Source organism: Acinetobacter sp. 778_lipA (assembly GCF_058242985.1).
Genome location: NZ_JBZAYT010000001.1, coordinates 603,803 through 625,236, shown reverse-complemented (window position 1 = coordinate 625,236; position 21,434 = coordinate 603,803). Strand labels below are relative to the sequence as shown.

Annotated in this window: 26 protein-coding genes; 13 read left to right on the top strand and 13 right to left on the bottom strand. The window is 38.0% G+C overall.

Annotated elements, in window-relative coordinates:
* Position 1: 1 nt before the first annotated feature.
* A complete protein-coding gene (gene mmsB, locus AC4CUY_RS03025; protein ID WP_419359158.1) occupies positions 2 to 886 on the bottom strand; it encodes a 3-hydroxyisobutyrate dehydrogenase in 885 nt (294 codons plus the stop codon).
* A 74-nt stretch (positions 887 to 960) separates the two neighbouring features.
* On the bottom strand, positions 961 to 2,301 hold the full coding sequence (locus AC4CUY_RS03020; protein WP_490773658.1) for an MFS transporter: 1,341 nt from the start codon (positions 2,299 to 2,301) through the stop codon (positions 961 to 963).
* 473 nt (positions 2,302 to 2,774) lie between these two features.
* Here AC4CUY_RS03020 and AC4CUY_RS03015 point away from each other — a divergent pair, with 473 nt between their 5' ends.
* Entirely contained in the window at positions 2,775 to 3,335 is a 561-nt protein-coding gene (locus AC4CUY_RS03015; protein ID WP_336953299.1) for a LuxR C-terminal-related transcriptional regulator, read from the top strand.
* Positions 3,336 to 3,381: 46 nt separating this feature from the next.
* Here the strand turns inward: AC4CUY_RS03015 and AC4CUY_RS03010 are convergent, their stop codons facing one another.
* From AC4CUY_RS03010 to AC4CUY_RS02995, 4 genes are all read right to left on the bottom strand, one after another.
* Positions 3,382 to 3,726, bottom strand: coding sequence for a zinc ribbon domain-containing protein YjdM (locus tag AC4CUY_RS03010; RefSeq protein WP_336953300.1), 345 nt, complete (start codon positions 3,724 to 3,726; stop codon positions 3,382 to 3,384).
* 112 nt (positions 3,727 to 3,838) lie between these two features.
* A complete protein-coding gene (locus AC4CUY_RS03005; protein WP_419819585.1) occupies positions 3,839 to 4,192 on the bottom strand; it encodes a DUF488 domain-containing protein in 354 nt (117 codons plus the stop codon).
* Positions 4,193 to 4,446: 254 nt separating this feature from the next.
* The gene (locus AC4CUY_RS03000; protein WP_336953303.1) at positions 4,447 to 4,893 is read right to left on the bottom strand and encodes an SRPBCC family protein; all 447 of its coding nucleotides are present in this window, start codon (positions 4,891 to 4,893) and stop codon (positions 4,447 to 4,449) included.
* A 136-nt stretch (positions 4,894 to 5,029) separates the two neighbouring features.
* Positions 5,030 to 5,398, bottom strand: a complete 369-nt coding sequence (locus AC4CUY_RS02995) for a ribonuclease E inhibitor RraB (RefSeq protein ID WP_336953304.1) — start codon at positions 5,396 to 5,398, stop codon at positions 5,030 to 5,032.
* A 209-nt stretch (positions 5,399 to 5,607) separates the two neighbouring features.
* On the opposite strand from AC4CUY_RS02995, the gene AC4CUY_RS02990 reads away from it, so the two are divergent.
* Together AC4CUY_RS02990 and AC4CUY_RS02985 are read left to right on the top strand one after the other, a co-directional pair.
* The gene (locus AC4CUY_RS02990) at positions 5,608 to 6,366 is read left to right on the top strand and encodes a 50S ribosomal protein L7/L12 (protein WP_490773657.1); all 759 of its coding nucleotides are present in this window, start codon (positions 5,608 to 5,610) and stop codon (positions 6,364 to 6,366) included.
* A 402-nt stretch (positions 6,367 to 6,768) separates the two neighbouring features.
* The gene (locus AC4CUY_RS02985) at positions 6,769 to 7,089 is read left to right on the top strand and encodes a hypothetical protein (protein WP_336953306.1); all 321 of its coding nucleotides are present in this window, start codon (positions 6,769 to 6,771) and stop codon (positions 7,087 to 7,089) included.
* Between the two features lie 16 nt (positions 7,090 to 7,105).
* Here the strand turns inward: AC4CUY_RS02985 and AC4CUY_RS02980 are convergent, their stop codons facing one another.
* A complete protein-coding gene (locus AC4CUY_RS02980) occupies positions 7,106 to 8,116 on the bottom strand; it encodes a metallophosphoesterase (RefSeq protein WP_336953308.1) in 1,011 nt (336 codons plus the stop codon).
* 166 nt (positions 8,117 to 8,282) lie between these two features.
* Here AC4CUY_RS02980 and AC4CUY_RS02975 point away from each other — a divergent pair, with 166 nt between their 5' ends.
* The gene (locus AC4CUY_RS02975) at positions 8,283 to 9,911 is read left to right on the top strand and encodes a phospholipase D family protein (RefSeq protein ID WP_336953309.1); all 1,629 of its coding nucleotides are present in this window, start codon (positions 8,283 to 8,285) and stop codon (positions 9,909 to 9,911) included.
* A gap of 532 nt (positions 9,912 to 10,443) precedes the next feature.
* On the opposite strand, the gene AC4CUY_RS02970 is transcribed toward AC4CUY_RS02975, so the two are convergent.
* Positions 10,444 to 11,256: a lysophospholipid acyltransferase family protein gene (locus AC4CUY_RS02970; protein WP_336953310.1), complete on the bottom strand. Its 813-nt coding sequence runs from the start codon at positions 11,254 to 11,256 to the stop codon at positions 10,444 to 10,446.
* Positions 11,257 to 11,594: 338 nt separating this feature from the next.
* Here AC4CUY_RS02970 and hflX point away from each other — a divergent pair, with 338 nt between their 5' ends.
* From hflX to AC4CUY_RS02945, 5 genes are all read left to right on the top strand, one after another.
* Positions 11,595 to 12,926, top strand: coding sequence for a ribosome rescue GTPase HflX (gene hflX / locus AC4CUY_RS02965; protein WP_336953311.1), 1,332 nt, complete (start codon positions 11,595 to 11,597; stop codon positions 12,924 to 12,926).
* A 43-nt stretch (positions 12,927 to 12,969) separates the two neighbouring features.
* Positions 12,970 to 13,341, top strand: coding sequence for a hypothetical protein (locus tag AC4CUY_RS02960; RefSeq protein ID WP_034610058.1), 372 nt, complete (start codon positions 12,970 to 12,972; stop codon positions 13,339 to 13,341).
* Positions 13,342 to 13,350: 9 nt separating this feature from the next.
* Complete coding sequence (locus tag AC4CUY_RS02955; protein WP_336953312.1) at positions 13,351 to 14,019, top strand: LrgB family protein; 669 nt, start codon at positions 13,351 to 13,353, stop codon at positions 14,017 to 14,019.
* A 94-nt stretch (positions 14,020 to 14,113) separates the two neighbouring features.
* Positions 14,114 to 14,557: a DUF2147 domain-containing protein gene (locus AC4CUY_RS02950; protein ID WP_336953314.1), complete on the top strand. Its 444-nt coding sequence runs from the start codon at positions 14,114 to 14,116 to the stop codon at positions 14,555 to 14,557.
* A gap of 52 nt (positions 14,558 to 14,609) precedes the next feature.
* Entirely contained in the window at positions 14,610 to 15,056 is a 447-nt protein-coding gene (locus tag AC4CUY_RS02945; RefSeq protein WP_336953316.1) for a DUF2147 domain-containing protein, read from the top strand.
* Between the two features lie 130 nt (positions 15,057 to 15,186).
* Here AC4CUY_RS02945 and AC4CUY_RS02940 read toward each other — a convergent pair whose 3' ends face one another.
* From AC4CUY_RS02940 to AC4CUY_RS02925, 4 genes are all read right to left on the bottom strand, one after another.
* Positions 15,187 to 16,035: a symmetrical bis(5'-nucleosyl)-tetraphosphatase gene (locus AC4CUY_RS02940; RefSeq protein ID WP_490773656.1), complete on the bottom strand. Its 849-nt coding sequence runs from the start codon at positions 16,033 to 16,035 to the stop codon at positions 15,187 to 15,189.
* A complete protein-coding gene (gene rsmA, locus AC4CUY_RS02935; RefSeq protein ID WP_490773655.1) occupies positions 16,036 to 16,848 on the bottom strand; it encodes a 16S rRNA (adenine(1518)-N(6)/adenine(1519)-N(6))-dimethyltransferase RsmA in 813 nt (270 codons plus the stop codon).
* A 38-nt stretch (positions 16,849 to 16,886) separates the two neighbouring features.
* On the bottom strand, positions 16,887 to 17,858 hold the full coding sequence (pdxA, locus tag AC4CUY_RS02930) for a 4-hydroxythreonine-4-phosphate dehydrogenase PdxA (RefSeq protein WP_490773654.1): 972 nt from the start codon (positions 17,856 to 17,858) through the stop codon (positions 16,887 to 16,889).
* Between the two features lie 202 nt (positions 17,859 to 18,060).
* The gene (locus tag AC4CUY_RS02925; RefSeq protein ID WP_490773653.1) at positions 18,061 to 18,435 is read right to left on the bottom strand and encodes a hypothetical protein; all 375 of its coding nucleotides are present in this window, start codon (positions 18,433 to 18,435) and stop codon (positions 18,061 to 18,063) included.
* Positions 18,436 to 18,815: 380 nt separating this feature from the next.
* On the opposite strand from AC4CUY_RS02925, the gene rplM reads away from it, so the two are divergent.
* A complete protein-coding gene (rplM, locus tag AC4CUY_RS02920) occupies positions 18,816 to 19,244 on the top strand; it encodes a 50S ribosomal protein L13 (protein WP_004722943.1) in 429 nt (142 codons plus the stop codon).
* A gap of 12 nt (positions 19,245 to 19,256) precedes the next feature.
* Entirely contained in the window at positions 19,257 to 19,643 is a 387-nt protein-coding gene (gene rpsI / locus AC4CUY_RS02915; RefSeq protein ID WP_004647927.1) for a 30S ribosomal protein S9, read from the top strand.
* A 69-nt stretch (positions 19,644 to 19,712) separates the two neighbouring features.
* On the opposite strand, the gene AC4CUY_RS02910 is transcribed toward rpsI, so the two are convergent.
* Positions 19,713 to 20,177, bottom strand: a complete 465-nt coding sequence (locus AC4CUY_RS02910; protein ID WP_419359145.1) for a hypothetical protein — start codon at positions 20,175 to 20,177, stop codon at positions 19,713 to 19,715.
* A 122-nt stretch (positions 20,178 to 20,299) separates the two neighbouring features.
* On the opposite strand from AC4CUY_RS02910, the gene AC4CUY_RS02905 reads away from it, so the two are divergent.
* Both AC4CUY_RS02905 and AC4CUY_RS02900 read left to right on the top strand, forming a co-directional pair.
* Positions 20,300 to 20,953, top strand: coding sequence for a glutathione S-transferase N-terminal domain-containing protein (locus AC4CUY_RS02905; RefSeq protein ID WP_004722947.1), 654 nt, complete (start codon positions 20,300 to 20,302; stop codon positions 20,951 to 20,953).
* A 26-nt stretch (positions 20,954 to 20,979) separates the two neighbouring features.
* Positions 20,980 to 21,420: a ClpXP protease specificity-enhancing factor gene (locus AC4CUY_RS02900; protein WP_004722950.1), complete on the top strand. Its 441-nt coding sequence runs from the start codon at positions 20,980 to 20,982 to the stop codon at positions 21,418 to 21,420.
* Positions 21,421 to 21,434: the final 14 nt, after the last annotated feature.

Here is a 21,434-nt window from a genome sequence, read left to right as displayed (position 1 = left end):
TTCACGTTGCGACTGAAACTAAATTAAAAATACTACTGAAGTCGGTCTTTCCATGACCACTTTGACTATGCTTACTATAAATCGTTTGAGCCAATGTTCCTAAACTCACCTGTGCATCGACTTCGGATGCTGCATCTAGGGATAATCCCAAATCTTTCATCATTAAATCGGTCATAAAGCCCGCAATATAACCTTGACTTGAAGGCACATTTTCCAAAACATCTGGGACAGGATTATATTTCTCCACACACCAATTTGCCCCGGAACTGTTTTGAATAATCTCAGACATGACTTTGGGATCTAAACCATGTCGCATTGCCAGATTCAAAGCTTCACTGGTACCAATCATATTGATTGCCAGCAGCATGTTATTACTGGCTTTGGCAATCTGCCCTGCACCATGTTCTCCAGCATGAAAAATATTTTTACCCATTTTCTCTAAAATAGATTTCGCTCGCTCAAACTGCAGCTTTGAACCACCCACCATAAAGGTCAAGCTTGCTGCTTGGGCAGCTAAAGTTCCACCTGAAACAGGTGCATCTACACAGTCGACTCCCATAGATTCTGCAAACTTTGAGACTTCTCGGCTGGTTAAAGCTGCAATCGACGAACAATCAATAATCAACGAACCCTTTTTTAAACTTTTTAAAATACCTTGATCACCAAGATAAAAATTTCTGACACTTTCTGAGTTGGGTAACATGGTGATCACAACATCTGCATCTTGAAGAACGTGCTTGTGATCTACGGCTACACCACCCAAGGATTTAAATGCTGCAACAGCCTCGGGGGATAAATCTAAGCCTGTCACCTTCCACTGTGCACTGAGCAAATTTTTAGCCATAGGAAGCCCCATATTCCCAAGACCAATAAAGGAAATATTCATATTTATTCCTAAAAATTAAGTGTTGTAAATTTGATCATTGATTGCAATGATTTTCTTTAAATCAATCATCTACTCTAAACAGACAATTTGCTTTTAACCGTTTTACGATGTCGCGCTAGGCTGAGATCATCACGCTTCATAAACAAGCTACAGAAGATTGCGAAAATCGCCATACTTACGATGTAGATAACAATCAAATGAGGACTACCATTACCAATACTGAGTAGTTTGGTGGCGATCAATGGCGCTAATCCACCGCCTAACACGCCTGCAAATTGAACTGAAATCGAGATGCCACTGTAGCGAATTTCGGCAGGGAACTGTCGAGCAAACAACTGAGACTGTGGCGCATACATAATCGGAAACACCACGCCGATTGCTAAAACAATTGCGGTCCAGACCAACACAGGATCTTTGGTATCCAGCATGCTAAAGAACGGATAGCAATACAATGCAAGGACCACTAGACCAAACATAAACATATTCCGCTGCCCCACTTTGTCGGATAAATGTCCACACAATGGCGTCATCACCATGATTAAGCCTGCACCACAAATCGTTGCAAACAAAATGTCTTGGCGAGGAATACCTAACTTGGTTGTGGTATAGGCTAAGGCAAAAGTTGAAGCAATATAGAACCATGCATTTTCAGCAGCACGGGCAAAGATAATCGTGAGTAATTCACGCGGATGATGTTTAAAGACCTGCATTGCTGGAACTTTAACTTCTTGTGCTTGTTGTTTTACTTTTTCAAAATCTGGTGACTCAGGTACTTTGACACGGATATACCACCCCACACCTAACAATAAAATGCTGGCAAGGAAAGGCAAACGCCAGCCCCAACTAAATAGACTTGCTTCGGGTAAAAGTGAAACCAACCCCAGTGCGATAGAGGCCAACATTAAACCACCACCGGCACTCGCTTGCGGTAAACTCCCCCAAAAGCCTTTACCGCCTTCAGGTGCATGCTCCACAGCCATCAACACGGCACCACCCCACTCGCCACCCATTGCCATACCTTGAACAAAGCGTAAAATCACCAGAAAAAAGGTCGCCCAATATCCAATACTTTCGTAGGTTGGCAATAGGCCAATTAAAACGGTAGGAATCCCCATCATAATTAGGGTAGTGAGCAACATTGTTTTTCGACCAATTTTGTCCCCGAAATGACCAAAGATAATACCTCCCAAGGGACGTCCAATAAAACCAACTGCGTATGTGGCAAATGCAGCCAGTACGCCTGTTAATGGATCAAGATTTGGGAAAAACAATTTATTGAAAATCAACGCTGCGGCTGCACCGTAAATAAAAAAGTCATACCATTCAATTGTCGTTCCCACCATGCTGGATATACCCGCTAAACGGTGTGAAGATTTTTTCTGTTGTTGAGGACCTGATCCTTGTATGTGCTCCATCGCTACCTCGCCCAATTTTTAGTATTGTCATCCATTCATCACCTTAGAGATAATCTATCCTGATTATATTAATTAAGGTGAGCTCATTCTTTTTACATAAACAAGTTAAAATAAGCAGCCAAGATTAATATTGATTTATTTTGATAAAAAATTCTAAATAACCTACAGGCTTCTCATCATCAATGTGAATCAATTGCTTTTTTCAGTCAACACCCTTAATTACTTAAGTAGTTTTAAAAATAAAACAAATAAAGCAAATACAACTAGTTATATTAAAAACCTAAATATAGACTAAAGTTAAATATAAAAAATGTGATACATTGCATAGTATTTAAAATACTAAATTTATATACATAGTCATATAAAAATAATCTATTTAATTTTCATCATATTATAAAAAAATAACGGTTTAATACTTGTTATTTCCATCTAGCTCGCTATATTTATTATTATACTAAGTAAGGATGCTTATTATGAACTATAATAAAATCGCATTTGATTTTAGCCCTGCACCGATCGTTGTATTAAGTTATAGACATATGATGGAAATGAATTCTGCATTTGCCACTTTGTTTGGCTATGAGCGTGGGGAATTGATCGAGCAATCTATTGTGAAAATTTTTCCTAGCCTTGAGGATTATGAAAAAGTTGGCAATGATGCATTACAAAGTTTACTGTTAAAAAAAAGCCATTACTATTCCGATCAGCGTTTTATGCAGCACAAAAATGGCGAAATCTTTTGGACACATACTCATGGGCAAACATTGACGCCTGAAGATCCATTTAAATTAATGGTCTGGCATTTTGAACGAAAAGATCAGGTGTTATCTTCTAAGCAAAAACTCACAAAACGTGAATCTGAAATTACCCAATTGATTGTCAATGGGTTTACCTGTAAAGAAATTGCCCGGAAATTAGAGCTATCACACCGGACCATAGAAGTACATAAAGCAAATTTAATGAAAAAGTTGGGCGTTCGCTCCAAAGCAGAACTAACCTCAAAAATTATTATTCGAGAAAATGATAGCTACTAAAAATGATCACAGTCATTATACTGTGATCATGTATGAGCCTAAGAAATTAAGCTTTTTTCACAAATTCTGATTTCAATTTCATTGGACCAATCCCATCGATTTTACAATCAATATCATGACCATCATTACTGTCTACAAGTAACCGAATACTTTTGACTTTCGTTCCTACCTTAACCACTGAAGAAGAACCTTTAATTTTTAAATCTTTAATCACCGTCACTGAGTCGCCATCTGCCAAGATATTTCCAACAGCATCTTTAATCGTCACGTTGTCATCTGCTGTTACTTGCTCACCATCTTTCCATTCATAGCTACATTCTGGGCAAATCAATAAATCACTATCTTGATAGGTGTATTCTGAATTACATTTCGGACAATGGGGCAACGACATAATAAGCTCAGCTTAGGATCAAATCACAATCATAGCATTTTAAGATTTTTCATCAACTTAAAAACCATAATAAATATAAGGAATAATTTAAAAATCAACCGCGATCATTAAACTAAGCTTTAGGATTTAACACATCAAGCAAAACACTGACATGATTTCGACCTTGATTTTTGGCCGCCGTTAATAAGGTTATAGGACCTTGTGCTGTAAGTTTCCGCAATTCATCTAACGATACTGTAACCTGAGATAATTCAACCCGATATCGTTTTTGAAATTCATCCCAACGGCTTTCTATATCCTCGTGATACCATTTTCTCAGTTGATTAGATGGTGTAACGTCTTTTGGCCATAAGTCAATCTTAGCATCTTCTTTTTTGATACCGCGTGGCCATAAGCGATCAACGAGAATCCTTTTACCATCTGTTTCTGAAACAGCATCATAAATCCGCTTACTATAAATCGTCATTATTTTTCCAAACTGGAGTTGTACTTAACCGAAGTGATTCTAAATAATGAGAAATATCCTTTCACAAGGTAATACTGGAGTAACAATAAATATGCACGCCCCACCTTAGCTGTTGCACTAAAAACATAGCACTATCTTATACTTGCTTACGCAATCTAGACAATCGATGATTGAATTGCCCACTTATTGTTGAGGATAGCGGTGCACCATTTGCTCACGAAAACGATTATTTTCATTATTTCACTAGCACTATTTTATTGGTCTGGAATGGTTGGATTGACCAATAACCCAAGTAACTGCAAAGACTCTTGCCATCCCAAGTAACAGGCTTCAACAGGAATCACTTTGGGGATGCCTGACTGGGTAATATTGACTTCAGTTCCGACAAGCACCCCTTTTATTTCAATGATCACTTCAATATCTCCAGCTAATTCGGGATTATCAAAGCGATCAAAATATCGTATGCGCTGGTTTGGAATAAGCTCCGCGTAAGTTCCACCAAATGAATGAGTTGAACCTGTAGAAAAATTGGTAAAAGACATCCGATAAGAACCGCCAACTTTCGCATCCATTTGGTAAAGTTTTGCGGTAAATCCATGGGGTGGCATCCATTTTACAATCGCGTCTGGGTCTAAGAATGCTTTATAGACTCGCTCTGGTGGTGCACTAAAAACGCGATGCAATTTTACCGTGTTACTCATACTCATATCCTTGACTATTATTCTTGTTGAAAATCAAGTTTAGCGCTGTATAAAGCTTTCATATGTATGGTTTGAGTAGTCTGAAACTTAAAAAAGCAGATCAACAAGGATATGCTTTTAAAACAATATCAGTCATCTATTCCTCATCGTCTTCATCATCAAATATATAGGTTGTGCATCCCCAACCATCATACTCACCTTCAAACTGCTCAGCAATTTTAGTAAACCATTGCTCTAAATCCACAATGTCTTCGTAGTCTGGAAGAAGATGAACATAAATTGTAATCACCCATTCATTTGGCTGTACTTCTTCGTCCAAATACAGTGAAACTTTTTGCTCTTCGTGTAAAAGATAAATTGCACATTTTTCAGCAAGTTCTTGTGTTTTAAAATACACAGAAAACTCGATTTCATGTACCTCTTCCAAATCATCACCATCTTCGTGCATTTGCCAAAGTAGATTACCGTTATCATCTTCTGGGAATTTTTCAAAATCACGAGTCATGGCTAAGCCCTCTTTTAAGGTTATAAATATTATGAGTTTACAATATCAAAGTTTTATGACAGTTTTAAAATATTGCCCATTCGCACACAAATTACTACTTTTATTTGACGTCAATTTGTAATAAAAATTGAATTAATTCTATGATTAATAAAACTCATATCTATTGTTAACCTATATTCATTGACGATTAAACTAATAATGACAGGTGCATGATGCCAGACTTTAGCCAACAACAACGACAAGAAATTCTTTTACTGATTCAACAAGGTCGTAAAGTTGAAGCAGTTAAATGGGTCAAAGACCACTCAGACTTAGGCTTGAAAGACGCGAAGGATTATGTAGAAAACCTGACAGAAAACTCATACGACTTTGCATTTTCAGATACTGCCCAAAGTGTTATTTCTCGTGATATACACTTGCAAACTCCACAACAAGACATTCTTGTCCTGATTCAACAAAATCGTAAAATTGAAGCGATTAAACTGGTCATGGAAAATTCAAACCTTGGGCTAAAAGATTCCAAAGACTTTGTAGAACAGCTCACTGAAAATCCTCATTTAGCAATCAATCAATTTCAGTTCGATGATGATTTTTATGATAGTCAGCATCCACGCTATAAGGCAATTCAGTCGAATTTTGAAACTGGCGAAATCTATGTGTTAGATCAAGATCATCAAAAAGTGTTGATAAATGAACATCATCCTGACTGGAATGAAATTATGCATCATTTTACGCAAGGTGAAACATATGATTCGGCTGCTGACTACATTGCTGCAATGAAAGCCAAAGCACGTGATAGCGCTGTCAATTCGACACATAATATTCATTCAATTCCCCGCCCATCCAGCGTGACAACACAACCGGTCGGTATTGAAGATCAAACCCAGAAAAAAGGCTTACCTATTTTTATGCTTATTGTTATTGCGATTGTTGCTGTGCTTGCATATCAATTTTTTATCAAGCAATAAAATGCAACGCCGCGATAAAATTTAACACAGCAATAAGATTGAATATGCAATGCAAAATGTCTAATAAAGTTTAAAACAGTCAAAAGAAAGCCTTTCGACTAAAAGCTCTTGTTCTGATCACTTAAATTATTCGGGGTAAGCATCTACCCATTGAATCAAATATAATTACAAGCATTGCTTGATCTACTTAAATACCATTAAATAGAACCAACAGAACAATTCCTTATTGCACAACTTCAACTAGATCCTACCGCAGCACAAAATTTAGTCCGCATCCTACATGAATCACCCGATGCGTTTCATGCTTTTAAAGCAAACCCTCAAATTTTATCGGGCGAAATACCAAATATAAAAAATGAAAGCAAATCTTTTCAATTCAACTTTTTATCTAGTACGGTGAAAATGCCCCATCAGGATGGTAAAACCATTGAAATCAATGATCAACATCCCGACTGGCAAGAGATCAAAAAACAATTCCAAATCGATTTGACTCAACCAGATGCTTTATCCAAATTTGCCGAAAACTTTATACAAGGACAGACGCAAAATACCTCATCACAAGCAAAGTCTTCATCTTATGATTCAACAAGCCCTACTTACGCTTCGGTTCAAACCTCAGGGGTGGAAGACTTGAGTCATCAGAATATATCCAGCAGCATGCTGTTATTGATTGGGTTTCTTGTTTTGATTGGGATTGCAGCCTTTTACGATTTTAAAACATGATTGATCAGTATGAAAATTAACTCAGCTCAATAATATCAATAGTTGGTGGTACTCTAAACCGAAAAGGTACACCCACCATACCGGTACCGACACTGACAAATACATCGGCATTTTCATGCTGATATAAACCACGTTTATGACCGAGGATAGACACTTTTTTCATCACATAGCTGGTCAACCACGGCAATTCAACTTGCCCGCCATGTGTATGCCCAGACAGCATCAGCGGACGTGTAGGTAATTGCGGAACCATATCTACCGTATCGGGGTTATGTGACAAAATTAACCACGGTTTGTCTTGAGGTAAGTCAGGCATATAGCGCATATCCGCTTTACCTGCCCATAAATCACCCACACCGATTAAACGAAAATCATCAAATTCAACAATTTTACCTTCAATATCCATAACATTATTGGCTGCTAAAGCTTTTGCCAATAACCCTTGAATCGGTGGTCCCGGATATTGCTCATCATGATTGCCATTCACTGAATAAATAGGAGCTTCAATCTCTTTTAAGATCGCCAACTCTTCAACCAATTTATTTTCAGGCTCATAGGTCCAATCTCCCGCAACTACAACAAAATCGGGTTGAGCTAAATTAATTTTTTTGACAATTGTTTTCAGCTGACGCTCATGTCCAGAAAATAGTCCGATATGTAAATCAGCAAGCAGCGCAACTTTAATCGGTTGAGTAAATGTTTTCTCTTGTCCCAAACAATAACCTATATGCTGAACATGAACTGTATGTGGTTCAATAAAACGAGCATAAATCAGTAATGCACTGAGCAAAAAAACAAAAATACTTTCATGTAATGAGAATTTTCCGATGTAACCTGCATAAATGCTAAAAAATAACAACGGAATTAATAAATAAGATAGGTAGAATGCGAGTAAATGGACGAAAGACTTAAAAGGATGGATCGTTTCAGTTCTAGATTGACTTAACCATGCTTGGCTCATTCCCCATATTGCAAGCACAATGAAGCAGAGATAAAAAATTGATGTAACGGTTAGGGTTGGAAACATATTCAATCTCTCAAGTACTGTGTATGTACTTGTCATCTCTCTATTTATCTTTTGAAAAGGGGATATTGGCATTTCATAAATGGATTGCATTTCAGCAAACATCAATGAATTGTCAATATATCCTCAGGCAATTATACTCTAGCTCTGAGAAATCTTAGAAAATATTATGCAAAGAACGATCAATCGTAATACCCAATTACAGCAAAAAGCTCACAATCACCATGTGTCAAAATTTTGGGTGATGATCGGTTCTTGCCTCTTACTCAGCCTTTCTGCCTGTTCAACTCTACCTCGACAAGAAAATATTAAACCCGAATATGCTTACGATATAGAAACCAAAGACACCCCTTTAGCACAAATTATTTCCCCATTAAAAGCGCAAAATCCAGAGTTAACTGGTTATCACGTTCTGTATGATCCGCTGGAAGCAATCGCAGCACGCATCAATTTGATTGAAAAAGCACAAAAAACATTAGATTTGCAATATTACATTTGGGACAATGACAAAATTGGCTCATTGGCTTTATACAAAATTATTGAAGCCGCAGATCGCGGTGTTAAAGTTCGTTTACTGATCGATGATAATAATGCTAAACAAATGGAAGGGGTTTATCTCGCCTTAGATCAACACCCAAACATAGAAGTAAAATTATTTAACCCTTACCGTTTTAGAAGTATTCGTCCAATCGATATGGTGCTGGATTTAAAACGTATTAATCGTCGTATGCATAATAAAACATTTACTGCTGATAATCAGATTTCATTAATTGGCGGACGTAATATGAGTAATCAATATTACAATGTTAGTGACAATTATCAATTTTCAGATGTTGATGTCATGCTTGTAGGCCAAGCGGTAGATGATATTACCCATTCTTTTGATGAATATTGGAATCATAGCTATGCTTATCCGGTAAGAAATATTGTCAATCACAGTACCTACACCTTACGTTATGACAGCCTAAAAGAACAATTAACCCACCATTACCAAGAAATTACGGTTCAAAATTATTTAAATTTAAGTAATCGTACGCATGCTTTTGATCAGTGGCTCAATCAGAATATTCAACTTGATTGGGTCAAAGCAGAGGTGGTCAAAGATGCCCCTGATAAAATTCAGGCCAAGGCAAAAAAAGAACAGCATCTCAACTTCCAAATGGTGAAACGCTTAGATATCCCAACTCAAAATGTCGATCTGATCTCTGCTTATTTTGTTCCGCAAAAAAAAGGCGCAAAGAAACTGGTTGAGCTGGCAGATGAGGGCGTCAAAGTACGTATCCTGACCAATTCATTTAAAGCCAATGATGTCGCATTGGTGCATGCATTTTATGCAAAATATCGAGATAACTTATTAAAAAATGGTGTCGAGCTTTATGAGTTCCTGCCTGCCGTTTCTGAGGAGAATCTCTATGCCAATTCAGAAGAAATCTCAAAGAAAGCCAAAGTCAGTTTAAAGGGCTTAAGCCGTTCTAGCTTGCATGCCAAACTGATGGCTGTGGATAATAAGCAAGTATTTATTGGTTCATTTAATTTCGACCCACGTTCAGCCAACTTAAATACTGAAATTGGCGTCATTATCAACAGTCCACCGTTGGCAATTGCTGTACATAAAACCATGGACGATAATTTAAAAAAATATGCTTATAAGTTGGTTCTAGATTCACAGAATAAAATCAATTGGCTCAAAGAAACACCTCAAGGTATTGTCACTTTAAGAAAAGAACCAAAAATGAAGTGGTGGCAAAAAGCAGGAATTAAGGTGATTTCTTGGTTGCCGATTGAGGGCTTTATGTAATCCTGAATAGTTTCATAGATATGGTATAAGCACTGAATAAGCAAAGTAATACAATTCATGAAAAATCGCATAATATAAGGTGTATTCACTGCCTTATATTTTGAGAAAAGTTTCGATCAATTTGCATAAGCGATGCTCTACTTTTCTCGGGCAATGCCAAAACTTACGCTGCAAACAAAGCCGTGCTTTGTTTTTGCTCATGTTTGTCAAAGGGGCAATCCTTATCGCCCTTGACCAACGGCGGCATCCATGCCGACAAATGCGATAGCCATCTCTGGTAAAATCGTTGAGAAACAATAATGCCTTCACTGTATTTTTGAATCTAGAATCAATCGTCCTCACTTATTATTTTTTGCTTTTTCGAACAATCCTCGTTGTGAATCTGCTCCAGAGACAAATATGTTGGCTTGCTGAGTAAAAATCATGATTATCTATTCTGATAAAAAATAAAGATATTTTATAAACCTACACACTCTTGCAGACAGCTTTTGAGCTATTCAAAACAGTCAGAAACATCATTTTGAATAGATCGTCAATCTGTTAGGACTTCTTTCTGTAGATCTTCCAAGCCTTTTTGCATCATCACTTGCACTTGTTGAGTCAGGCTTTCAACTGTATGCCCTTCTGTTGCAATCGCAGGAAAGGTTTTGAGATGCGCCACAACCTTTGGCATTTCCAGCACAGCTTGAACATGTTCAACAAATGTGGTTTCGCCAATAAAAGGCACCACGGTATCTAATTTCCCATGTTGATTTACATAGCAAATCACACACACTTGTACGGGTTTCTTAGCTTCAATCGCTGCACCTAAGATCCGACCATGTACTTTTTTGACTTTTGAACCATCGGTGGTCGTTGCTTCAGGGAAAAACAAAACTGGAATATCTTTACTTAAGAACTCAGCGATTTGCTCTCGAATACGCACCGAATCCCCTGAACCACGTTTAATAAATAGGGTTCCACCACCTTTAGCCAAATTGCCAAAAACTGGCCATTTTTCAATTTCAGCTTTCGCTAAAAAGAATACCCTTGCCCCAGAACCTAAAACAGCAATATCCAACCATGAAATATGGTTACTCACCCACAATGCAGGTTCACGAGGAATATCGCCATGTACACGTACATCAACATTAAATACTTCACTTAGCCGGCGACAAAAATATTGAACATAACGGGTATTTTTAGGATTATTGGGATCTTTATAGAGTTGATGGCGGTAAACCAGATAAAAGCCTTCTGCAACAGCAGATGTTCCTGATACCAGTTTTTTACTGTACAAAAAGACTTTAGATAAAGCGCTTAATTTCGATGGTTTTGACTTTTTGATTGCTTGTTGTTGAGTCATAGATATTCACTAAACAAAATGTATTTCATATTAAACTGGCACTATTGTATACATATCTAAACCAACTTGCATTCATCATAGATGACATTAACCCTGATTAACTTTGCTAAATGAATATTCAGATAAGCACAATCCTAAATTATAAGAAGATGGAGTATCAATCACGCAGCTAGCTTTTTCAGAACATCTAAAAAATCACTAGAGAAATATAAATAAACATTTTAAAACAAATTCAAATGGTTATAAATTTATTCCAATACTTTGCATACGGCTAAGGATTTAACACAGAATATCCTTTAGAATGATTTTTCTAATCTAATGTCTGAGTTTTACAATCTGTGGAATACTTTGATCAAAATCAAGGTGGTGAAAAAACCATTTTAGTCAGTGTGAATGTTCAAATCTTAGAAGATCTTGATGCAGAAGAATTTCGATTACTGGCTAAATCTGCGGGCGCGGATATATTAGAGCATTTAAGCGTACAACGGATTAAACCCGACCCTAAGTTTTTTATTGGTTCAGGTAAAGCAGAAGAAATTGCTGAGCAAGTTGAGGCAGATGAAGTGGAATTGGTCATTTTTGACCAAGCACTATCGCCCGCTCAGGAACGCAATTTAGAACGTATTTTAAAATGTCGTGTGATCGACCGTACAGGTTTGATTCTTGATATTTTTGCGCAACGTGCCCGTACCCATGAAGGTAAACTACAAGTTGAATTGGCTCAGTTAGATCACCTTTCATCACGTTTAGTCCGCAGTCGTAGCAATCTAGACAGTCAGAAAGGTGGTATTGGTCTACGTGGACCAGGTGAAACCTTACTTGAAACAGATCGACGTCTATTACGCATCCGTATGGAACAGCTCAAAGATCGTCTAGAAAAAGTCCGAAAAACACGTATTCAAGGCCGTGCTGCTCGCCAAAAAGCCAATATTCCAACTGTGTCTTTAGTCGGTTATACCAACGCAGGCAAATCAACACTTTTTAATATTTTGGCAAATAGTGATGTTTATGCAGCAGATCAATTATTTGCCACACTTGATCCAACCTTACGCCGTTTAGATTGGGATGGTATTGGCACGCTTGTTCTTGCAGACACTGTTGGTTTTGTGCGCAATCTAGCTCATTCTTTAGTCGAATCCTTTAAGGCAACTTTGGAAGAAACTTTAGAAGCCACTTTACTGCTACATATCATCGATTCGAGTAGTCCTGATGTCATGGAACAAATTGATGCCGTAGAAACGGTGTTAAATGAAATTGGCGCAGATGTTCCAATATTAAGAGTTTATAACAAGATCGATCAAAGCGGAGAAGAAGCCAAAATCATTTATGCCAAACCGCACCAACCTGAGCGTGTTTATGTTTCAGCCCATACACAACAAGGTTTAGACCTGTTACGTAAAGCGGTACATGAATGTTTGATGGGCCAAATTCAACGTTTTGAACTACAATTAAAACCCGCTTATGGTAAGTTAAAAAATCAACTTTACGATCTTAACGTCATCGAATCTGAACATTATGACGATGAAGGCAACCTACAATTGGTGGTTGCCATGGCACCACAAAAACTGGAACAGCTCATCAATCAGGCACATATACCACTCGTTGAAATACTTGGAAATAAGGCAGAACAATTTAAAAGACCGTTAGAAGAGTTTGAAATAAAGCGCTAAATCGGTTAAAACGTGAAAGATCAATTTTTATAAATAAACACACATGGATCAGTTAAAAGGTATCGATTGGCAAGCATGGATCTTCACAATAGGACTTATCATCTTCTTTCGTGAAGCTTCTGTGTTAGTGATGTCACAATTTAATCATCCTGAATTGGGCAATTTAACAGGTCTACTCAGCCTACTATTTGTGTTGGTTTTATGGCGTAGATTCAAGAAAATCCCTGCCCGTCTGGTCGATACCAACAATAAATTAATGAGAGAAAGCGGATTTGCTTTCCTACCGATATGTGCGGGTTCATTAATCATGCTGGTCAGTATGGGAAAAGAGATCCCCTTATTCTTGGTTGTGATGTTTGTCAGTACACTGATTCCACTCTGGATTTATGCAAAAATGGCGAAGAAGTGGCTATAGGAGGCTGATATGTTAAGTGTAATCACTGGTTTTTTAATCACACTAATTGCCTACTTGGCAGCGAAACCAATTAATAAACGCTTTCCTCAAATTCCGCTTCTGGTTATTGGCATGTTTTTTGTGATTGGAATTTTAATGATCTTTAAAATTCCTTACGAAAAATACAATACCGATATGAATGGTCTATTTAGCCACCTACTCGGTTATGTCACTGTGGCATTGGCTATTCCATTAGCCGCAATGCGTTATGATGATTTACCACTGAAATCTGTCGTAGGGATCTTGGTCTTTGCCAGTATCAGTGCTGTTGCATTACCTATGAGCTTAGCTTATTTACTGCATATGTCAGAACCGACCATTATGGCCTTTGCCACACGTGCTGTGACAACGCCAATTGCAATTAATATTGCAACTTTACTGCACTCACCAGTCACATTAGTGATTTTGATCGTAATTTTATCGGGCGTGATTGGGGCAGCATTTTCATCGATTATTTTACGTAATATTAATGATGAACGCGCATCTGGCTTGGCTTTAGGACTGGCTGCACATGCCATCGGAACGGCCCAAGCTTGGCAACGTGGAGCGGTTGCAGGTCGTTATGCAGCCTTTGGAATGGCAGTAAATGCGGTGTTCACAGCCATCTGGTTGCCAACTTTTATACTTTTTATAAAATAAATGTGATTTATTTTACTTTTCACATGATTGCCTAGAGTAATTATTCAGCTTAAGATGAACTATTCTTTCCCCCATTTTGATAAGGAATCAATAAATGAGGTTTAATAAGTTCATCTTAGGGACATTATTTTCTGTTTTAAGCTGTAGCAGTATGGCAAAAGATATCACTGGTATTTGGAAAAATATCGATGATAAAACTGGCTCATCTAAAGCTGTGCTTGAAATACGCAAAGAAGCCAATGGCACATATACTGGTAAAATCATCAAAATTACCCCGCGTCCTGGTTATACCCCAAAAGAAACCTGTATAGACTGTCCAGCGCCTTATACCAATAAACCCATTTTAGGTATGGATGTTCTTAAAAATCTCAAACAAACCAGTGATGAAGACTATGTCGGTGGAAAAATTATCGATCCACTTACAGGTAAAATTTATTCCATGAAAGCCAAACTCAACTCAAACGGTAATCGCTTGATGTTAAGAGGTTATGTTGGAGTGTCTGCACTCGGCCGTAGTCAAACTTGGATTCGTGAATAAGGCCTTATTCACAGATCACAACATTTAAACTTAAAAGAAAATAGGTATGCTTATGAAAAAAGGAATTTTCAGTTGTATGCTACTGGGAATGATCAGCTGGACACATGCAGCTGACATTACTGGCACATGGCGCACTGTCGATGATAAAACAGGTTATGTGCGTGCACATATTCAAATCGAGAAACAAAAAGATGATACTTATGTCGGTAAAATCATTAAAGATTTTCCAGCACCCGGTGAAACGGTTTTAACACAATGCCGTAATTGCCCCGCACCCTTTACCAATAAACCGATTATTGGCTTAACCATTTTACAAAAGTTAAAAGCTGATCCAAATAACCCAAACAACTATATTGGTGGCGAAGTTCTGGATCCTCGCGGAGGAAAAATTTATCACGGTAAAGCCCGCTTAAATGCAAGTGGAAACCGCCTGACCTTACGTGGCTATCTTGGTATTTCACTCATTGGTCGAAGTCAGACTTGGATTCGACAAGAATAATTTACTTTTCAATTGGTAGATGAATTCGCCAGTTAAAAGATTAAAATCATTTAAAATGGCGCATTGACATTATGCTTGAATCTCGTGACATTGCCAAAAAATAAAGCCACATCTTGTGGCTTTATTCATATCAAAAAAAAGGGTTATCTACACTGAAAAGTTTTTGATCCTCTAGTCGATAAGCCAGCAGTTGATGCCCCCAAACACACCCACCATCGACATTTTGGATTTGAGCATTGATGCGCTCACCTTGCAACGCTGCCCAATGTCCAAAAACGATCTGATGAGTTTTTGCTGTCTGCGATTCAAATTTGAACCATGGCTGAAAACCGACTGGCATCAGCTCATCTAAAGCATCTTTAAAGCTAAACTCTAAACGACCTTGGGCATCGGTCAAACGCATACGGGTTAAATAATTGGTAATACAGCGTAAGCGAGCATGACCTTGTAAATCATCTACCCATAAATCTGGCTCAGTGCCATACATCTCTTTCAGAAATGAATCAAGCACAGTAAAGTCATCATGCGCTAAGACTGCTTCCACTTCTTTGGCCAACGCTACGGTCTTTTCCGCATCCCAAATATTCGGAATACCCGCATGAGTCAAAATCGTCTTTTCATTGGGAAATAAGCACAAAGGCTGTTTACGTAACCAATCAATCAATTCATCACTTTCTAAAGCATGAATGACATCAGCAATATGGTCTTTTTCTTTGAGCTTTTTAATCCCACGTGCAACCGCCAGCAGATTTAAATCATGATTACCAAGGACTGTTGCAGCATTGCCTTGTTCGCATAATTTTTTGATAAAACGTATTGCACCCACTGAATTTTCACCACGGGCGATTAAATCGCCCGCAAACCAAATAAAATCTTGATCAGCATCGAATTGGATTTCTTTGAGTAGTGCTTTCAGTGCTTCAAAACACCCTTGTACGTCGCCAATCACATAATTATATCTAACTTTTTCCAGTGCCATTTAAGCCACCATTTGGTCAGATAATGCAACAAACTGAGCCAATATTAAGGTTTCTGGACGTGCCATTGGATCTACACCAGCATTTTCAAAACCGTCTTCAACTAACATGCCTTTTAAGCTATTACGTAATGTTTTTCGGCGTTGTGTAAACACATGCGATACTAAACGTGCCAAAGCTTTTTCACTTTTAGCAACAATCGGTTTAGTTGCATATGGCTCTAAACGAAATACCGCAGACGTTACTTTTGGTGGTGGATTGAATGATCCCGGTGGTACTTCAAACAAGAAAGTAGGTTTGCAAAAGTATTGAATCATGACTGACAAACGACCATACTCTTTGGTGTTTGGAGATGCTGTAATACGATCAACCACTTCTTTTTGCAACATAAAATGCATGTCTTTGACTTTGTCACCAAATTCCAAGAGATGAAAAAGCAAAGGTGTTGAAATATTATAAGGTAGGTTTCCGACTACACGTAAAGGACGACCTTCCTGAAATAATTCAGTAAAATCATATTTTAATGCATCAGTTTCAATGATAGTTAGACGTTCAGGATGTGGTACTCGACCCGGTAAGCCTGCTGCCAAGTCACGATCCAGCTCTAGCACAGTCAAAGCATCACATTCACCATTTAAAGGCGAAGTTAAAGCAGCTAAACCTGGCCCAATTTCAACAATATTTTCTCCTGCTCGCGGGGCGACAGAACGAACAATTTTGGCAATCACACGTTGGTCATGTAAGAAGTTTTGTCCAAAACGCTTGCGCGTATGATGCCCTTCATCTTTTGGGTTTAAGGCATTAATTTGATACATAAAAAATATCCAACGTGATAAATAAGGTTGTTTACAACTTAATTCGAACGAGCTAGATCAAGTGCTAAATCGACAGCGACATGCAAACTTGAACTTTTTGCAAGGCCTGTACCTGCAAGGGAGAGCGCAGTACCATGATCGACCGAGGTCCGAATAAAAGGTAAACCTAAAGTAATATTAATGGCTTCGCCAAATCCCTGCGATTTTAACACAGGTAACCCCTGATCGTGATACATCGCTAAAACAGCATCAGTACCTTTTAAATGATCCACAGTAAATAAAGTATCAGCAGGCATACTTAAACTCATGTCTATGCCTTGCGCTCGATAACTTTCAAGTACAGGATTAATCGTATCAATTTCTTCATGACCTAAATAACCACCTTCACCTGCATGAGGATTTAAACCACACACCAAAATACGCGGATGATTAATTTTAAATTTTGTTTTTAAATCATGAATCAGAATATCAATCACCTGATGGAGACGTTGTTTGGTAATGGCATCTGCAACATCCCGCAATGGTAAATGGGTGGTCACTAAAGCGACTCTTAACGTTTTTGTTGCAAGCATCATAACCACACGCTCCACACCCGCAAACTCTTGGTAATATTCTGTATGGCCACTGAAGTGGATCCCTGCATCATTGATAATTGACTTTTGTACTGGCGCTGTAGCAACACCAACACTCAGCCCGCGCATCGCATAGTACGCAGTTCGACGCAATTGCTCGATCACATATGCAGAGTTTTGTGGGTTTAACTCCCCTAAAATAACATCTACAGCTAAAGGAACATGTTCAACATAGACTTGATCTTGAGCCAAACGCTCCGTCTGTCCTTTATACTCAATGAGCTGAACACTTTTGTTTAAAATTTTGGCACGATCCCTCAACATATTGATATCAGCCAATACAACAACTGGACGATCATCAATACGATCTGCCAAATCTAAACAAATATCTGGGCCAATGCCAGCAGGCTCACCACTGGTTATATATAAAGGAAGCATTTAGAACTCTTTTAATAGACCTTGCATAGACAGTATACATCGGTTCTAAATTATCATTTCCAATTCAAGTTCATTTTTATATCGAATATAACTAAATCACGTAAAAAATGAACCAAAAAATATTTCTAAAACCACCTATATAAGACCATTGCAAACAATTTTTATATTTCATCAGACTTAGATGATGGAAACTTAAAATGCTTTAGAGCTGACTTTTAGGCGCTGGCCGAGTTTCTGGTTGAGCTTGCTGTTGATCAATATCAGAGAAATCAAACATCGTTTCAACCTCTTTCCCACACTTGGCTGGGGCAATATGTTGATCAAAGATTATTCTGACTCGATGGTCTGGTTCAACTTTTCCATAGACTGTATATTCGCCACTTCGGCTTTTATCATCATCATCCCCCCATTGCACGACAGCATCGACTTCCTCACCAATAGGGATATGTTGTGTTTGAATAAGTAATCCAACCGCTTGGCAAGGATATGCGGATTGAATTTCTTCACTAAAATCGACCGTCATCCATTGAACAGAGATAATCCTGTCTCCAAGATCAGCTTGATTTTGATAATGCACAGGAGCAGTTGGATGAAGTTCCGGTAAAGATGAGGCCTAATCCAGAAAATCAGCTTGAGCAAAACTAAGGTTTAAGTTGCCTCCACCCACTATCAGTAGAAGGAATTTTATTGAATTTATTATTTTCATTTTTGCCTGACTTATTTTCTTTATATCACTTTTATTATTCATAAAGTCTGTCACAATTCCAATATAAATCAGAAAACCTTACAACATTTTATCCAAACTAAGCTTTGCTTTTGGCTACGTTTATCAATATAATGATGCGCTTGAAATTCAATATTTCAATTGCGACTCTAACTCTTTTCAGATAGAATTCGCACTCCTTTTTGTTTGGACAGATTCCATAGTCCAAACCAACTATAATAGGTAGTGGTTTAATGAAAACTCTCAGCGCTAAGCCAGCTGAAGTTCAACACGACTGGTATGTTGTTGATGCTTCTGGCAAAACTTTAGGTCGCCTTGCGACTGAAATCGCTCGTCGTTTACGCGGTAAACACAAAACTTCTTATACGCCTCACGTTGACACTGGTGACTACATCGTTGTGATCAATGCTGAACAAGTACAAGTGACTGGTAAAAAATCACTTGATAAGAAATACTATCGCCACACTGGTTTCCCTGGTGGTATTCGTGAAACTAATTTTGAAAAATTAGTTGCTCACAAACCAGAAGAAATCTTCGAACGTGCTGTAAAAGGCATGTTGCCAAAAGGTCCTCTTGGTTACGCGATGATCAAGAAAATGAAAGTGTACGCTGGTACTGAGCATCCTCATACTGCTCAACAGCCACAAGTTTTGGACATCTAAGGGATACAGCACATGGCTACTAACTATGGTACAGGTCGCCGTAAGACCGCAACTGCACGTGTTTTCCTATCAGCTGGTACTGGTAAACTCGTAATCAACAACCGCACTCTTGAACAGTATTTCGGTCGTGAAACTGCTCGTATGGTTGTTCGTCAACCACTTGAGCTTTTAGAAGTTACTGAAAAATTTGACCTTTACATCACTGTTGCTGGTGGTGGTATCGGTGGTCAAGCAGGCGCTATCCGTCACGGTATTACTCGTGCATTGATCGCTTCTGATGAGACTTTAAAACCTGCTCTTCGTCAAGCTGGTTTCGTTACTCGTGATGCTCGTGAAGTTGAACGTAAGAAACTTGGTTTACGTAAAGCTCGTAAACGTCCTCAATTCTCTAAACGTTAATTCGTTTACCGAATCGGACAAAAAACCTCGGCATTTGCCGAGGTTTTTTTATGGGTTAACTATTTGAAGTTATTTTGTTTTATCTCGTTTAGAGCAGTCCATGACAGCGTCAGAAATCCCATCGGCAGCTTTTGATTCTGTAATCGTACAGCCATTTTCCTGATAAGTTCGAGTTTCCTTAGAGAACTTATGATCTTTCGGAAGCGGTGCATTACACGGCTTATCGGTCTTTACATTGACCATTTTCACGGGTCCATCATTGTAGATCGTCACCTTACAACCTTTTACGACATATTCTTGTTTGATCCCACCATACATTTCTTCTTCAGAAGCAGCAGACGCAACATCACAGGCCTCATCAGCACTACATAAGGTTCCTTCTCCAGCCACTTCTGCTCCTGCAGCTTCGATTGCTTCAGTGGCAGCCTCTTGTACTTGAGTATCCAAAGGTTGCATCTTTGCATATGTATTTGAAATACCCATCATTAACAGCAATGCCAACGCCAATTTACTGTGCTTATTTATTAAATTCATAGGTTTATCCTTGTTTCCTATCTATTTGATAGCAATAACCACCATAAGCTTATTAAAGTTAAGATGATTTTATTGTCTATTTTTAGTATTCTACTCTATTCACTTCACTTAGTTTTTGGAATATGCCTGTCGAAAATGCGCCTCAACAAGGGATTACATTGTATAGCCACGAGGATGACTTTCGTTCACATTGGATTAGATTTCTTCTTGCAGAAAAACAAATTAAACATACCTTAATCATTGTCGAAGAAGATGATGAAGATTTAGCCAGTTTAAATCCATATAATCAACTACCTATGCTGATTGAAAACGATTTAAAGCTGTTTAATACTAGTATTATTTCTGAATACTTAGATGACCGTTATCGACAAAACAAACTTTATGCGGATGCCCCAGCACCACGCGCAGAGCAAAGACAGTATATTTGGCGCTTTGAACAAGATTGGCTTAAACTTGCAGACATTATGCTACGCCACCCAGATACACTTAATGAAGCTGCAAAAAAGAATGCACAAAAACAATTAAAAGATACTTTGGTATCCCTGACCCCACTGTTTCAACATTATCCTTATTTTATGTCTGAAAACTTTACAATTTTAGATTGCATGTTAGCGCCAATTTTCATACGGTTAAAACATATGGGAATTGAATTACCGAAACAGCAATCTCGTCCAATTTTATTATATTGCCAACGGATTTTTAGCCGCCCTGCTTTTTTAAAGTCGATGACTTTTAAAGAGAAAAACAGATATAGTGAATTTTTGGCAAAATTCTAGATCGCAAATCAATAGAGTATTTTTTAATGTCTGAACAAGAATTGAACTTAACCCCAACTCGACCATACCTTGCACGCGCAATATATGAATGGATTTGCGACAACAATTTAACGCCATACTTACTTGTTGACGCAACTAAACCCTATACCGATGTACCACAACAATTTGTACAAGATGGACAAATTGTATTGAACATCGCACCACATTCTGTACATATGTTAAATATGACCAATGAAGCAATTACCTTCTCTGCTCGTTTTAGCGGCGCATCCAAAGATATTTATGTGCCTATAAATGCGGTATTAGGCTTGTATGCACGTGAAAATGGACAAGGATTATTCTTTGATCCAGATGAATATGCCAATGTGCAAATTGATGAAGATGTTTTAGAATCAAATACAAGTGAAGAAGTAGAAACTAAAACTGAGGCACCAAAGAAAAAACCAAGTTTAAGAATTTTAGAATAGAACAAGGAGAACTG